Origin of the sequence: Sphingobacterium zeae (genome assembly GCF_030818895.1) — a bacterium.
Taxonomy (GTDB): Bacteria; Bacteroidota; Bacteroidia; order Sphingobacteriales; family Sphingobacteriaceae; genus Sphingobacterium; species Sphingobacterium zeae.
In genome coordinates this window covers 1,471,937-1,485,994 of record NZ_JAUTBA010000001.1, presented here as the reverse complement: position 1 = coordinate 1,485,994, position 14,058 = coordinate 1,471,937, and the positions used below count along the sequence as shown (strand labels likewise).

The 14,058-nt window shown below is 36.4% G+C and carries 14 protein-coding genes; 5 read left to right on the top strand and 9 right to left on the bottom strand.

Annotated elements, in window-relative coordinates; all coding sequences use genetic code 11:
* Positions 1-17: 17 nt before the first annotated feature.
* The 7 genes from QE382_RS06135 to QE382_RS06105 form a co-directional block, all read right to left on the bottom strand.
* Positions 18-1,130, bottom strand: coding sequence for a clostripain-related cysteine peptidase (locus tag QE382_RS06135; RefSeq protein WP_307185117.1), 1,113 nt, complete (start codon positions 1,128-1,130; stop codon positions 18-20).
* A 111-nt stretch (positions 1,131-1,241) separates the two neighbouring features.
* Positions 1,242-2,294, bottom strand: a complete 1,053-nt coding sequence (locus QE382_RS06130) for a M12 family metallopeptidase (RefSeq protein ID WP_307185116.1) — start codon at positions 2,292-2,294, stop codon at positions 1,242-1,244.
* Positions 2,295-2,301: 7 nt separating this feature from the next.
* On the bottom strand, positions 2,302-2,628 hold the full coding sequence (locus QE382_RS06125; protein ID WP_307185115.1) for a hypothetical protein: 327 nt from the start codon (positions 2,626-2,628) through the stop codon (positions 2,302-2,304).
* Between the two features lie 13 nt (positions 2,629-2,641).
* Entirely contained in the window at positions 2,642-3,235 is a 594-nt protein-coding gene (locus tag QE382_RS06120) for a hypothetical protein (RefSeq protein WP_307185114.1), read from the bottom strand.
* A gap of 11 nt (positions 3,236-3,246) precedes the next feature.
* Positions 3,247-6,306, bottom strand: coding sequence for an Ig-like domain-containing protein (locus QE382_RS06115; RefSeq protein WP_307185113.1), 3,060 nt, complete (start codon positions 6,304-6,306; stop codon positions 3,247-3,249).
* 240 nt (positions 6,307-6,546) lie between these two features.
* On the bottom strand, positions 6,547-7,038 hold the full coding sequence (locus QE382_RS06110) for a hypothetical protein (RefSeq protein ID WP_307185112.1): 492 nt from the start codon (positions 7,036-7,038) through the stop codon (positions 6,547-6,549).
* Positions 7,039-7,045: 7 nt separating this feature from the next.
* On the bottom strand, positions 7,046-8,320 hold the full coding sequence (locus QE382_RS06105; RefSeq protein WP_307185111.1) for a C10 family peptidase: 1,275 nt from the start codon (positions 8,318-8,320) through the stop codon (positions 7,046-7,048).
* Between the two features lie 414 nt (positions 8,321-8,734).
* Here QE382_RS06105 and QE382_RS06100 point away from each other — a divergent pair, with 414 nt between their 5' ends.
* From QE382_RS06100 to QE382_RS06090, 3 genes are all read left to right on the top strand, one after another.
* Entirely contained in the window at positions 8,735-9,778 is a 1,044-nt protein-coding gene (locus QE382_RS06100; protein WP_307185110.1) for a prolyl oligopeptidase family serine peptidase, read from the top strand.
* 12 nt (positions 9,779-9,790) lie between these two features.
* Positions 9,791-10,294 carry a GNAT family N-acetyltransferase gene (locus tag QE382_RS06095; protein WP_307185109.1) on the top strand — a complete coding sequence of 168 codons (504 nt, stop codon included), beginning with the start codon at positions 9,791-9,793 and terminating at the stop codon, positions 10,292-10,294.
* An 84-nt stretch (positions 10,295-10,378) separates the two neighbouring features.
* A complete protein-coding gene (locus QE382_RS06090; protein WP_307185108.1) occupies positions 10,379-10,819 on the top strand; it encodes a hypothetical protein in 441 nt (146 codons plus the stop codon).
* 61 nt (positions 10,820-10,880) lie between these two features.
* Here QE382_RS06090 and QE382_RS06085 read toward each other — a convergent pair whose 3' ends face one another.
* Entirely contained in the window at positions 10,881-11,699 is an 819-nt protein-coding gene (locus tag QE382_RS06085; protein WP_307185107.1) for a universal stress protein, read from the bottom strand.
* Positions 11,700-11,815: 116 nt separating this feature from the next.
* Complete coding sequence (locus QE382_RS06080) at positions 11,816-12,703, bottom strand: sugar phosphate isomerase/epimerase family protein (protein WP_293888937.1); 888 nt, start codon at positions 12,701-12,703, stop codon at positions 11,816-11,818.
* 265 nt (positions 12,704-12,968) lie between these two features.
* Between QE382_RS06080 and QE382_RS06075 the strand changes: the two genes are divergently transcribed.
* Positions 12,969-13,151, top strand: coding sequence for a hypothetical protein (locus QE382_RS06075; protein WP_307185106.1), 183 nt, complete (start codon positions 12,969-12,971; stop codon positions 13,149-13,151).
* A 425-nt stretch (positions 13,152-13,576) separates the two neighbouring features.
* Positions 13,577-14,050, top strand: a complete 474-nt coding sequence (locus tag QE382_RS06070; RefSeq protein ID WP_307185105.1) for a helix-turn-helix domain-containing protein — start codon at positions 13,577-13,579, stop codon at positions 14,048-14,050.
* The last annotated feature ends 8 nt before the right edge of the window (positions 14,051-14,058 follow it).

The window sequence follows — 14,058 nt, the reverse complement described above, 5'->3', positions numbered from 1 at the left end:
AGAGAAGATCTAAAGAACTAAAATAACACATTAGTACCACTATCTTTATACCAATTAAGGGTACGATAATAGTTTAAATAAAAATCCTCAGATTCTGGAATAAAACAGGTGAATCCAGAAAAAGCCTTAATTGGCTTTCCTAAAAATTGATCTGTAGCGTTCTTATAAATAATCGTTTTCTCCATCTGCTTTTTAATAGGATCAAGCTCCGAAAGAGGAAAATTTACCTCCAGATAATTTACAAAATCAAATGCAAGCACTGGAAAATCCGCTGTGTAATCTAATCTTTGGACATTAACCCTAATTGGTATACCAACCGACTTATTTTTTAAATATAGATCAGCACATAAACTTGAAAGTTTAGAAAGTTCTGCTGTGTTAAGCAATGTAACAGATGCAGATTGCATTTGACCTGTATAAGAACTATAATGTTCAAAATACTGATTTGCAACATTTATTAAATCAGGCTCCTTAGAGGCAAGATAAGGTAATACTTTTCTATAAGGAAAGCCACTTGCTAATACTTCTGTTGGAGATGCAATAATATATTTCGCCTTTTCCTTAAATTCCCAAAGAACTTCTATACTTGCCATGTTGCACGCGTCAAATATAATGTATTCGAATCCTGATGGAATTGAATTTTTCAAATCAATAATATCCATCTGTTTTCCTTGATCTTCCCCAAAGGACCGTGTTTCTATCCGTTTTGAAATAGGTGGTGCCCATGAGGTCGCATGAGACCACAAAATTAATCCATAGCTTTCTGCAGGGAATAATTCCTTGCTATCATTGATTGCCATATTCAATTGTTGTGGACTACTACTTGAAATGGTATACTTCTTTATCGTATCGCTAGCTATTACTTTTAAGTTCTCATCAAATTTCACTCGAAGAAGAATCGCTTTATCATTATTTGAATGGAGATAAACTAAAACGGCAGCGTTTTTTAAATTATTACTTGCTAGCTCCATTTCATTGATATTATTAAAAGCATACTGTCTCAAATTATTATTGGCTTCCATGACTACAATAATCGTATGATCGTATTTAATTTTAGGGGCTTCGGCCTGGTCATCTTTTTTACAAGAAATGAAAAGCACCACAAATAAAGTAATAAGTATAAATCTCATGTATTAAAGGAATTAAAAAGGAGCCGACTTAAACTTGGCTCCTTCATTTAAATTATTTAATTATGGTTCTATTTCATAAAGATCTCTTAAACTTTTTAATATCTAAACTGATTACCATTGAACTATTGGACTTCTACCTGAAGTGCCTGGATTTGAAGCTCCATTATTTATATAGTATTCGAGATCAGCCCTTTGTTGCGCTGTAAGAATGTTGTTATTACCATCATACACTGTCGTGGCTAACTCTCTATATGTATCAGTCCTGGCAATATATGGAAGGTAAAAATAATTTAAAAAGCCTCTATCCAGGTCAGATAACGTAGTATTAGCTACAATATCAGTATTATCTTTCTTCCAAATACTTCTCTGACCGTTATTAGATAACTCTGTAGACCCAGCAAGAGTAATTGAATTAAAATCAAAAGAACCCATACTATAAAAGTTTGATGTGATCTTATCAAATTGATAGCGATTAACAGGATCGACATTAGCAGTGTTGATATTTACATAGGTATCTCGATCATTACGCTGTTGTTCATTGTACATCCCTGCGGCATTTACCAACGCTCTCATAATAAATTCTTTTGTTGCTGTCAGTGGAAGATAGATATATTGCTCTCCTCCTTGGAGTCCGACAAAAGAAGAACCTTTCTTTGCATCAGTTGAAACATGAATGTGGACGTTAGGGTATGTAAATCCCCAAGTTGGATCAGTGACAGGGTCATTGAATGCATTATAGAACCGAACATTCGTATTGGCTTGGATCTCGTTAATGGCCTGTACGACTCTAGACCTAAGCTGTGAATTAGGGGTTGATATGTTAGGAATTGCCAATTTTAACCTCACCATTGACCAATATCTATTCTGATATGGATGTGGTCCATATGCTTTTGTCCCCACTGGAATTGGTTCGAAAACACCGCCCTGTGATGGAATATGCGCTTCTATTTTTGTATTTAAGGCATTTTTCTGCTGAGTTTCTAAAAATGGGCTCCCCGTTTCCTTCCAATTTTTTAGTTGCTGTTCTGAGTATTTTAACTCGTAATTCAGCTTCGCCGCATTTTGTTGATCATCTCCTCCGGCAATGTTATCTTTTTTACACCCGCTTAGTACGATCAAGGACAATACAAACAATTGAAATAATTTAACTTTTGTTGTTCTCATGTTAGTTTCATTTAGTTATTAATAATTTGTTAAGCTCGTTGACTTTGGTTTTATATTTTTGGTATAACTCATCAGGAATATCAAGTTCCGTAGCCTCTTGTTTTGAAATATCAAGGACATATCCATTTGATTTGGATATGATCCGATCTGCCAGCAACAATTCTAAATTGGATTGCATCATATACAATGTCTCCAAACTATCTTGAACTGCTACTTTTGCTCCGTGTCCCTCCTTGTTAATTAGAGTCTTTTCCTGCAAAATTTCCTTTTTGCAGGAGATTATTGTCAATGACATAACCATTGAAACAATAGCCAATAATTGAATAGCTTTCATATCTTTTACTTTATTAGTTAGGGTTTCGAATCCAGCAGTGAAATTCCCCAGACATCTTAAGTTCTTTTGTGCCTGAATCCCATTTGTCATATGGAAAAATAAATTCCACTTTACCTTTTGCCTTATTTTTGACAAGATCATATTCGGTTAATATCAATGTGCCTTTCCCATAATAATGAGTATCCAGGTTGTATCTGGAAGTAATTGAAACGAATTGCTTATTGCCTTCCCGATAGATCAGGTCTTCTAAACCTGTCACTTTCTCTTTGCCATCGATTGGACTAAAGGAATATATTTTATTCAGCATGATCTGTTCGCTTAAAGGAACTCTGATATTCAGAAAAAAAGCATTTTTATTCTCTTGGTCTTCGGGCTCTAAAAAGGAGTTAATGTTAAAATAATTCTTATCACCATAAACAATTTCTAGAACTGGAGTTCTCTGAGCCCCCGGCGGAATCACCATCGGCATTACATCTTTATACTTAATTCCGTTCAATTGTGCGCTGAACATTATATTCGAAGGCAACGGGTTCCCTTTTTTGTCACAGCCAGCAATCAGAAATATGATTAGACTACATACAATCTGGATCTTAACGAATCTTATCATTATATAGATATTTAAGGATTTGGATAATTTTCTTTGTAAATCACCGACACAGGTGTTTTTTGAATGATTTGACCATCATAATTCAGTAAAAAGAATGAATAGACGGCAATTTGGTTATTTACGAAACTTGTCTTTATCCGTTCGATTTCAGCTGGAGTTATAATGTCTTTAATATAGAAGTTTGTATACCATGGTACTACCCACTGAGTTTTTTCCTCATTAATCATTGTTCCAGCTAATGGGCTCCACTCGGCATTACTGAAATCGTCATATGAGGTACTTCTAAAAATGAGTGGCATTCCGGTATTTTCATAATACAGTTCATAACCGGTATCGTCGAAAAGCTTACCATTTTTATTGAGAATAAATGTCCTATATCCTAAGTCATAAATATCATATCCTGTTATTCGGACGAATATTGGTGTACTTACATTCCCATGCACATCTTTTACTTTAAGATATATTGTTGTATTCTCACTATCCTCTGTAGTACTCAATTTAATTTCAGCCGATTCACTATCCATCCATCGGATATTCTCATTTTCAGTCTTAACACCCCATTGGTAAATTATTATATCACGACTATTAAGTATAAAATCAGCGTAACCTGCCTCTGTATCAATACAGTTTGCTTTTATTGTATAAAATCCCGGATCACGTTTCACATTTGCAAGTACAAACCGAGGAACTCCTACCGCTACTCTAGAAGATATAGTAGCATTACCAATCTGAGCTGTAACGTCAATAACCCCCTTACCAGTAACAGTTAATGCACCTGACGAACTGATTGTCGCAATGGATGGATTTGACGTGTTCCAAGTGACCGCTCCGCCTATTGGATTGATAATACTATATTGGGAACCGGTTTTTCCTAATTTTGGGCCACTAATTCCCATTTTTAGCTGAGCATAAAGCCATTCTGCCTCTTTTGGTACCAAATCGATATGGTCCCCAGATTTAGCGTCTCTTATCAAAACATTTCCACCAAATGGTGTATTTGCTGAAGTAGGTCTTGTTGTAAAAAGTGCGGCTGTCAATGGTGCAGTTCCTCCACCTACTGCTAAAGCACTAGAAGTAGGAACAAATGGTATACTTTCGGAGGTACTTACATCGTACGAATATCTCCCTAAAATTGGAACTTTAGGCACAAATGGCCCTTCAGTCCCAATGTCTAAGCTTGTCTTATATTGAGAGCTTGGGAAGATATCATAAGTCAGCCCACCGGGCATAAACTTTTCGTATGAAAAAATTGTTCGAGTAACAGGTACTGTCCAAAGAAATTTCTTGATAAATTTGAAATTTAAATTGGTTACTTTCGCGCCAGTTGCTGAGCCAGGAAAAACTTCTAAAGTACCTTTTATTGTACTTTTCCCTGGTACTAAAGATAAAGCACCAGCCCAAAAATCATTAAAAAAAGCACCAACTAAAACAGCAGAAATTCCACCTGTCAGTATATTTGCAACATCCAGTAAATCAGTTGAAGCAGTTGCATTTGCCGTAAGATATGAAGATGGAACTGTTTCCGGAGCATAGCTTCCATTAGCTAAAGCAATCATTCGAAAAGGCTTACTTGGATCACCTTGGGGGAAACCTAGCGTGTTCAATTCTTGCTGCCATAAATTATGATCAGTATTATTAATATTTCCACCAAAATCCACATAATTGACTAACATTTGCCTTGCAGCAGGTGAGTGAATTTGCTTAAGCATATACTCTAATGGTGTGCCTGTAGTCATCGAATAGACACTTCCTAGATTTAATTTATTTTCTAAAAAAGAGCCTATGCCATGCAAAGCGTAGAGAGAGCCAACTGGTATATTAGCTCCTAAATGAGGGGAATCGTGACTTACATAGATTGAAGTCTGGTGAGGTTGTGCCTGATTTTCCATCGTTTTTAATGCATACCGAGCTACTAACCCTCCCATACTTGACCCCATAACCACATTTCCAGAGGTACTACCGGATAATTGTTTTTGACTATTGACCCATTGAATGACTTGCTTTAGCGTATTAGCATTTGACTGAATATATTGTTCGCTATTTGCCCAGTCAACATAAATTAAATCATAATCAAGTAATATCTTTTTGCCGAAATCATCCTTATACAATGAGTTGTATACTTTTTCCGCTGTCTGAAATCCATAGGGGTTTCCAATTAGGGGATCAAACCCTTCTACAATTATCAAAGGATCTCTTATTGCACCATTTCTAGTTTTCACAAAAACCCTAGCAGTTGTACTTACACCTTTATAGGCTGCTCCTGTAAAGCTCTGTCTTGGTGTGGTCAAATCTGGGTCTGAAAAAGTCCGCATAGCCATTGCGGAATTTACCTGAATAGCAGTGTGCGAAACGAGTTGCTGACCATTCGTCAAGGTTAGACGCATTTTAATTTCCTTTCTACCTCCTGACGTAAATGAAGCTGCAACAGTTCCTCCCACGGTTATTACTTTATAGCCGGTTCCATAATCTATTTCAATTTTATTATATGAAAGATTAGAAAACCATGTAGTACTGTTAAGCTTGAACGTCACAGAACTTGTTTTAAAAATACTATCTTGAGGAGCGAAACCAATAACATATTTAGTACCATACGGATTTCTCCAGACTCCATTGACAGTTTTATCAGAGACCTTTCCGTTGGAATAATTTATTAGTTGATCAGAGATAGCATTTTCCTTTATAAAGGAATATTGAAACGCCATTCCGCCCAATGAAACAATACTATTTGAGCCAGTGCTGTACTGAGTGGCGAGTATCTGACTAACATCTCCGAATGGTTTTGTTCCAACCGCAGCTGATCTAATTGTACGTAGTAAATAACTGTAAATTTCCTTATCAACGTAATTCTTATCATTCAGATCAGAGCCAGTAAATTTATCAAGATCAGTAAGATCGAAGGCAAAGTCTCTTAATAAACCATTAGGAACTTTAGCTTTATCTAAAGTTGAGAACATGTTGTTTAGGTAATTTCTTACCTCTGCATTTTCTTCAACCCCTTGAGCGAAAATAGGACGCACGTTGAAAATCAACGCAAGCAAAAAAGCTAGGATTTTGATCAAATTTCTCTTCATGTTGTTTCGTATTTGGCTAAACTTCTGAAAAGCTATATCATATTTATCAAATAAATAAATAATCTCGACCAACTCAATTTTGACCCATACGAAATACCCTATCTACACGATGTTATATTTTATGTTCATTAATTAAGGTTATAAAATGGCATTATTCTACATTAAATAAAAAACCACCATTAAATAAACTAATGGTGGTTTACCTAAAACCCTAACTATGAAATTTAATTTTGGGAAGTCCTATTCCGAAAACGGAGTTAGTTTAACAGAAATAGGACGTCCAAGTTGACTTTTTGAAATCTCCTTTCCATTCACCAATAATTGTGAATAACCTTTATAGGAATCAGTGCTTTCTATTTTTAATTTTATTGAAACTTCCAAGTATCCCTTTACCACTAATATACTTTCAGCATAACCGTCACTTTGAGGTGTAAGATTTCCAAAGACTTTTAATATTTTCTGCTTAGGCACTTCCCAATCGATAATTTGCATATTTTTGGGGATATCAAGATTAGAATGGTTTTGAATTTCCCGATTGCCTGATTTATCAACATAATATAAATCCAGATCATTGAGCCCTTTTGCCCCTTCGTTTAACTCAAAAATATTGTTACTATCTTCGTTAGTCAAGTTTAATAATACTTGGCTCTCAACATTCATACAACATTTTTCCTCCTTCTTTTCACAAGAAAATAAAGTAAATAGTATCAATAGTAATCCTAATTTGTACATATTGTCGTTATTTTTTAATTGAATAAACCATACCTCTTTTATATTGGAAATTATAACCTCCGCCTGCATCAGCACTAGCGAACCCAAACCATCCATTGTTTGAACCTCCCCAACCCCAGTTCATATGAAAGTACAGGAAGGAAGCACCACCTGTCCATGTACCATCAGGATTTTGCTCACCACAGCTTGTACCACCACGAACACCATCTGCTACCCAGACATGGCCTCCTTTAAATGTATGAAAAATAAATCCACTTTTATCCTTATATCCACTTAAGATTACTGGACGATTGGCTTGAATTTCACTTTTTACGGTATTATAATTAAAGTCAGTTGCTGTCACTGTGACTGAATAGCCGAAAGTATTTTCTAAGGCGTATGGAATATCATTTAGATTAGAAGCAGCACCTGTGCCATCACAATCCGGTTGTGAATCTACAGAATTGGCTACGTCTCTCATTAACTTAGAGATTTCATTAGCTCCTGATGAAACATCTAAATAACTTGAAACTGCATTTGGCATAATACTATAATTATATGAAGCAGGATATTGATGATATCTCATCACCTGGGACATTGCTGTAGCTACACAGCCTGTATACGCTTTTCCATTACAAGAGTAAGGGGTACAAGACATATCAGGCATTAAATTGTTATAGCCGCCAGATTGATTCCAAGTTGTCTGCAAAAGTGGACCTTTTTCAAATCCCGTTGGTTCACATCCTCCTGCCGGAGGGAAAAATCCAGCGACTTTTTCAATAGATGCTCTTTTTACATTAACTGTTGGAACTTCCCCTCCTAAAAGCTTGACATAATTCCCCTTTTTCAAAAGGTTTTCTCCATTCACATTTTCTCTTGTGCCTGATTTTAACTCTTCTATCTGAAGTTTATTTTCATATAACCATGCTTCCGTTGCGGCTGGTATAGTATCGGAGGGAAAGTTTGTCTCATCGGAATATGCTAATACCGGATTAGCCCGACGATCTGCAGCCAAAATGATAAATCCCCCCTTCCCGTAATTAAAAACACGCATTAATGGCGTCCCATTTTCCGATAGAATTTCCTTTTTTAAAGTGGCATTGGTATTTCCAATCTTGGATTTAGTAGACGCCTTTTTATTAACATCTCCTAAAATAAAATAATGCAGAGAATCTGCGACTTTAATACTTTTACCCAATGGTATGTAATACTCGTCCCTGTTTAATGCATCAGCTTCGATTCCTTGATTCTTACATGAGACTAGGAAAAGACCGCCCAAAAATAAAATAAATAGCTTCTTCATTTAGAATGATAAAAGTTAATATTGGCCAAAAGTATTTATATCAGAGAGTATTTAGAAAAAATCTCGACGAACTGTATTTTGACCTAGATAAAATGCATTATAAGCTAGATAACCCAACTATTGGATAATTCAAATCCGATTTTACCACCGATGATAAGTGAAATAGGGCCGATATAAGATCAAAGAGATTATAACAGCTAAACCAAAAATTCAATGAGATGATACAATATCACCGCATGCAAAAATAAAATTAGAGCCAGTGGTCACATATAACAACAAAGACGTCTTCTCCAGCCCCTTTCCGAGAGATTCTATTTACATGCAAATCACTCCTAAATGAATATTATGCTATTGGATATAAAATTCAATTTATATAAGTTTGGCAATAACAAGTATACTAGATAGCTGATCTTCATGAAATTCATTTTTTTTATCTGTTCATTATTAATGTCACAGGCTGCCTTCGGACAGAAAACAAGCGTTATCAACAATGAGTCAACTGTTTTTACACTTGAAACTCCAAACAGTAAAATTGATTTTTTAGTCATTGATCCAGCTCCAAAAAGCAAAAAGCCTCTATTTTTGTTTTGTCAGGGCTCCTTGCCCATACCACTATACTTTAATTATAAAAAAGAAGGTTTAAGTCTTTTTGGGGGTGGACTAACCAACTTTAACTACCAGGATATAATTAAGTCGTACCATCTCGTCGTTATTTCCATGCCAGAGACCCCTGTTATTGTGGACGAATCGCAGCTTAATGATTCCTATTGGTATTATGGCGACTCTAAAGATAAAAATATCCCTAGTAGAGCTTATCAAGAAGCAGATTATCTAGATAATTATGTGAATCGAGCAGTTTCCGTATTAGATTACCTGAGCAAACAACCTTGGGTAGATAATTCGCAATTAACAGTATTTGGACACTCCCAAGGAGGACATGTAGCCGCCAAACTAGCCAATAAATATAAAAAAGTCAGCAAACTGGGTTTATCAGGGACAAATTTGTTTGGGCGGATAGACCAAGATATACGGCAAGCAAAGCGCGATGTCCAAAAAGGAAAAATTACCTGGCAACAAGCCTCTCAAAAAATTGAACAAACCTATGCGTTTTATAAAGATGCCAACAACCCGGAGAAATTAAAAAACAATCCCAATTTGCGCTCCTGGAAGTCATTTTCACAACCTGCTATTGATGAGCTATTGGGATTTGACTACCCAATCTATCTGGTCTCCGGCACAGAAGACATTGTAGCTGAATTAAATGATCTAGCACCACTATATTTTATAAGAAATCACAAAAACAACCTGACGATAAAAAGATATTACAATCTAGAGCATAATTATTTTGAAGTTCAGAATGATGGTAGGCCCGATTACAAAAAACCACATTGGAAGGACGTCATGACAGACTTTCTAGCTTGGACATTAGAGCAAAAAACAACAGCGAACAGCAATTAAACAATAAAATCCATGAATCAATTAAAATTTCGCAACGCCGAACAACAAGATTTACCTTACATCGTAGAGATATACAATTCAACAATTGCCTCTCGTATGGTCACAGCAGATACCGAACCTGTATCTGTTGCGAGTAGACAAAAATGGTTTGACGAACACAGCGCTTTGAAAAGACCTTTATGGATGGTGGAAGATGAAAATAATCAACTCCTTGGCTGGGTCAGTTTCCAATCGTTCTATGGTCGTCCGGCTTATGATGCCACAGTAGAAATCAGTATCTATTTGAATGAACAACAGCGAGGCCGAGGATTGGGTAAACAGATTCTACAATATTGCATGGACAAAGCACCGGATTTCGGCGTACACACCTTGCTGGGATTTATCTTCGCGCACAATCTTGCCAGCATAGCGTTGTTTGAGAAAATGGGATTCGAGGAATGGGCTAATTTACCCAATATTGCAACGCTCGATCAGGAAGAGCGAAGCCTAAAGATCCTGGGAATAAGGATTAAATAGACAATGTCCTACAATTACAAGCCATTACTTAAAATAAATGGTTAACTTAAAGCTTAAACAACATAAGATTTATAATCCTGTCATATGAAACGCTTAATCCAAATCTCTCTGCTGGCGATCGCTCAACTATTCTTCCTTTCCAGCTCTCTGTTGGCCCAAAATCCTGAACGGACAAAAACTGTCACAATCGCAAGCGACTCGACGTATACCAAAATCATACAAGCACTTCAAGATGGCGGGTATTTTATTTCACAATTGGATCGATCCTCTGGATTCGTTCAGACCAGTGCTTACTTTGAAAACAAGAAGCTGCTTAGCAATAAAGAAGGTGAAAAAATAATTACAAATTTTTTGATAACCCCGTTAAAAGGGGGCAGTTCAAAGATAGTCCTCAATATATTTCTAATAGAACGTCGTAGGGGAGGTAGTTATGAATCACCAAATTATTATGATCTGGATAAGGGAATTATTCGAGATAATAGATTTTACCAGCAGATATGGGACAAAATATTACCAATTCTATAATATACCAAACTAAAATTAGGCCCTCTGAACCTAGTTCTGCAGGGCCAATGGTGTTAAAAGATTAAATCGAAATCGTCAGCAATGGAATATCCAACCCCGATGCCATCATACGAGTCTTACTTCGATGGGTCAATGAACTCCAAAAACCATACTTATAGGGAATCATAATCAGCAGATCTGTATTGCTTTCTTTAACTTCGTCACGAATGGCTTTTACAACCTCATTGGAGGTTACATTTTTGTAGTAATAACTTACAATTCCCATCACATCGTTGATGGCCTCCCGTGTTTCTCTTCCTTTTTCTTCATTTAGCCGCTCAACGGTCTTACGAATATTGAGTACCTCCAATACTGCCCCAAAATCACTCGCAAAATCCTTCACTTTTTCTAAAATTTCTTTTTGCACACCACGAACGACATCACAGGCAAAAAGAATATGCTGAAGACCCGTAAATTTTGCGCCAAGCGGAATAGAAAGGATCGGTATTTTTAATTTACTAATAGCTGCAGTTGTCGTATTACCAAGCATATCCTGATCAAAAGAACGTTTAGCCATACCCATCACTAACAAATCGGCCCCTGTCTCTTCGATACATTTGGTCATTTGATCGTAAAATAGACCTGCAGCTAGATATGGAATAGCCACAACACCGCTCTCAGCAGTAATAGCATCAGCCTTATGTTGTAGAATCTTGCTTTGATGTTCAACTATTTTAAACATAGAATCGGGAGAAAGCCGAGCGTTCATCGCATGAATTGAAGGATTTTGAAGGGAAAATAAAACGAGTTCATACTCTTTTCCAGCAAATACTTCCATAATAAATTTTAAGGCATGCTCTGCCTCCTCCGCATAATCTGTAGCAACAATAATCCGCTTCATATCATCCAATTTTAAATGAAAAAAAATCCTTTTTTATTATCCTCAAGTTACCGAAAAATAATAAATCTATCAAACGGATCATTGTCGAAACAGCGTCACTTTTCTCCCGACACTCCTTATTTTAAATAGCTTGCTTTAACAAAAGGGGCTTTTTTCAAATAATCAATACTTTGCTGTAGACCAGTGTAAATATCATTACGAGTTTCTTCCAACTCAACAAAGATATATTGTAATCCCGCCGCTTTTGAATTGTTAAAAATCGCATCAAACCCTACCATACCGCTCTGACCAATTTCACGGTGATCTTTGATATGTAATGCTTTAAATCTACCCGCATATTTATTGAAATAATCCACAGGACTAGCCTGTCCCATTACTGCCCAATATACGTCCATTTCGAAAAAAACATTCTCAGGATTTGTGTGCTCGATCATATAATCATACATCACTTTATCTTCCACTTTTTTGAATTCATGTGAGTGGTTGTGATATCCGTATACGATTCCCTGCTGGCGGCATTTGGCGCCCACCGCATCCAGATAACGACACTGTGTTTCCAGATCTTTAAGTGTTTTAGGAACCTCCATCCAAGGCGTAACAATGTATTTCATTCCCGCAGCTTTGTGCGTAGCGATACACTCATCCCACCATTTTAAAGATTCCGTAAAGTCTCCAGAGGATAGCTCCTTTTCTGACAAAGTCTTCGTTGCATGTGATGAAATTACCTTCATTCCCGCCTTTTCCACTTTTGCTTTGAACTCCTGTGGACTCAAATTATATAATTTGCCATCCTTGTATCCCGCAGCTTCCACTCCTGTATAGCCTAATGCAGCGATTTTTTGCAGAATCTGGTCGAAATTTGGGTTCTTCCCGATTTCTTCACGTACAGAATATAGCTGTAGACCGATTTCCTTTTTTGCAGCTTTTTGTTGCGCAAATGTTGGAGTAATCGCCAACATCATACATCCAGCTACCAATGTTCCGATAAGAGTTCTTCTTTTCATTTAGTGCTCAATTATTTTTTTATAGACTACATTAAACACACAATCATCTGTAAACGCAGTGCTCAGAGATTAACTAGGGTGTTGCGTTCAATGTACCTGCAATGTATGTAAATACTGGAAAAAACACAATGTTTTAACGCCTTTATTTATTTTAAATGCAAAATAGCCTCTTATAAAGAAGTTATTATTCAATTAAAATTATAAGCCAACCCCAACGATTTATCGATCAGCACTGTTCTAGTTATGTAAATTAACATTTTTAATTATGGAAAATAAGTATAATTCGCCCGAACATAGCGACCACAAGCAGGAGGAGAAACTACCCGAAGTGGCCGTCGAAGAAAAGGATGATTTACCAGCGGGCAGAAACATCAAGCGCACGCTTATTATCGCAGTATGCCTATTGATCGTATTTTATATCATATATTATTTCATGAGTGGAAAATAATAAACAACTTCCACTAATAGACAACTTCCACAGCTTCGACAGAATTTGACGGATTCCTTGAAACTGAAGCTGGGAAATTGTTTTTTATCAGGCACGGTAGATAACCAGTTGGCTGGACCAACTGCTGCTATCATGATTAAATCCTAGAAAACTATCATAAAATAAATTCTACACAACGTATACACAGTAAACGATGCCAGTAAATTGATAATTTCACTTATAGGATTAGTTTTTCATATCCCCTAGTGATAAGGTAACAATGTACCACACTAGCTAACATAGGGTTGGTGATGTAGGGTGCGTTTAAATCCCTTCTTTCCTATAAAAGGCCGTTATAACAAACATAAGATTAAAATAAATCAAATACAAATTTTTGATCAAAATAATAAACCATATTTTGCGCAAATTGTCATTCAATTCGTTATATGACGGACGAAGACAAACAATTACTTGAAAAAATTGGGTTAAGCTTTAGAGCAAAACGAAATGATTTATATTACTCATTGCGCGATCTATCCCATATAACAGGCATTTCCACAGGAACACTTAACGGTATTGAAAAGGGTAAAGACCTCACGTTCACAAATTTTTTAACCCTATGCCGCAGTCTCGAAATTCAGCCAGCACTCTTTTTCCAGCATGACATTGTATTCAAATCGCCATATTCGCTACCTCCAGAGGCGCGAGAGCGAATTACACTGAGCAAAAAATTAGATAATCTGGTCTATCATTCCGATTTTTTTAACACCGAAAGACGTGTTTCTGATGTATTGATTCAGTTGGGAGTTGATAAGAGCGAGAGTAACAAGTTTTCCGTCTACTTATCAAACTATTGCGAAGAGGGAACCCTTGTTTACCGACAACATGGAAATTTTAAAACCTACCGTAAAAAAAATTAGAGAAAAGC

What these genes read in the sequence shown, in the direction of transcription:
- QE382_RS06135 (WP_307185117.1), bottom strand. Translation starts at nt 1,130, where the DNA reads ATGAGATTTATACTTATTACTTTATTTGTGGTGCTTTTCATTTCTTGT.
- QE382_RS06130 (WP_307185116.1), bottom strand. Translation starts at nt 2,294, where the DNA reads ATGAGAACAACAAAAGTTAAATTATTTCAATTGTTTGTATTGTCCTTG.
- QE382_RS06125 (WP_307185115.1), bottom strand. Translation starts at nt 2,628, where the DNA reads ATGAAAGCTATTCAATTATTGGCTATTGTTTCAATGGTTATGTCATTG.
- QE382_RS06120 (WP_307185114.1), bottom strand. Translation starts at nt 3,235, where the DNA reads ATGATAAGATTCGTTAAGATCCAGATTGTATGTAGTCTAATCATATTT.
- QE382_RS06115 (WP_307185113.1), bottom strand. Translation starts at nt 6,306, where the DNA reads ATGAAGAGAAATTTGATCAAAATCCTAGCTTTTTTGCTTGCGTTGATT.
- QE382_RS06110 (WP_307185112.1), bottom strand. Translation starts at nt 7,038, where the DNA reads ATGTACAAATTAGGATTACTATTGATACTATTTACTTTATTTTCTTGT.
- QE382_RS06105 (WP_307185111.1), bottom strand. Translation starts at nt 8,320, where the DNA reads ATGAAGAAGCTATTTATTTTATTTTTGGGCGGTCTTTTCCTAGTCTCA.
- QE382_RS06100 (WP_307185110.1), top strand. Translation starts at nt 8,735, where the DNA reads ATGAAATTCATTTTTTTTATCTGTTCATTATTAATGTCACAGGCTGCC.
- QE382_RS06095 (WP_307185109.1), top strand. Translation starts at nt 9,791, where the DNA reads ATGAATCAATTAAAATTTCGCAACGCCGAACAACAAGATTTACCTTAC.
- QE382_RS06090 (WP_307185108.1), top strand. Translation starts at nt 10,379, where the DNA reads ATGAAACGCTTAATCCAAATCTCTCTGCTGGCGATCGCTCAACTATTC.
- QE382_RS06085 (WP_307185107.1), bottom strand. Translation starts at nt 11,699, where the DNA reads ATGAAGCGGATTATTGTTGCTACAGATTATGCGGAGGAGGCAGAGCAT.
- QE382_RS06080 (WP_293888937.1), bottom strand. Translation starts at nt 12,703, where the DNA reads ATGAAAAGAAGAACTCTTATCGGAACATTGGTAGCTGGATGTATGATG.
- QE382_RS06075 (WP_307185106.1), top strand. Translation starts at nt 12,969, where the DNA reads ATGGAAAATAAGTATAATTCGCCCGAACATAGCGACCACAAGCAGGAG.
- QE382_RS06070 (WP_307185105.1), top strand. Translation starts at nt 13,577, where the DNA reads ATGACGGACGAAGACAAACAATTACTTGAAAAAATTGGGTTAAGCTTT.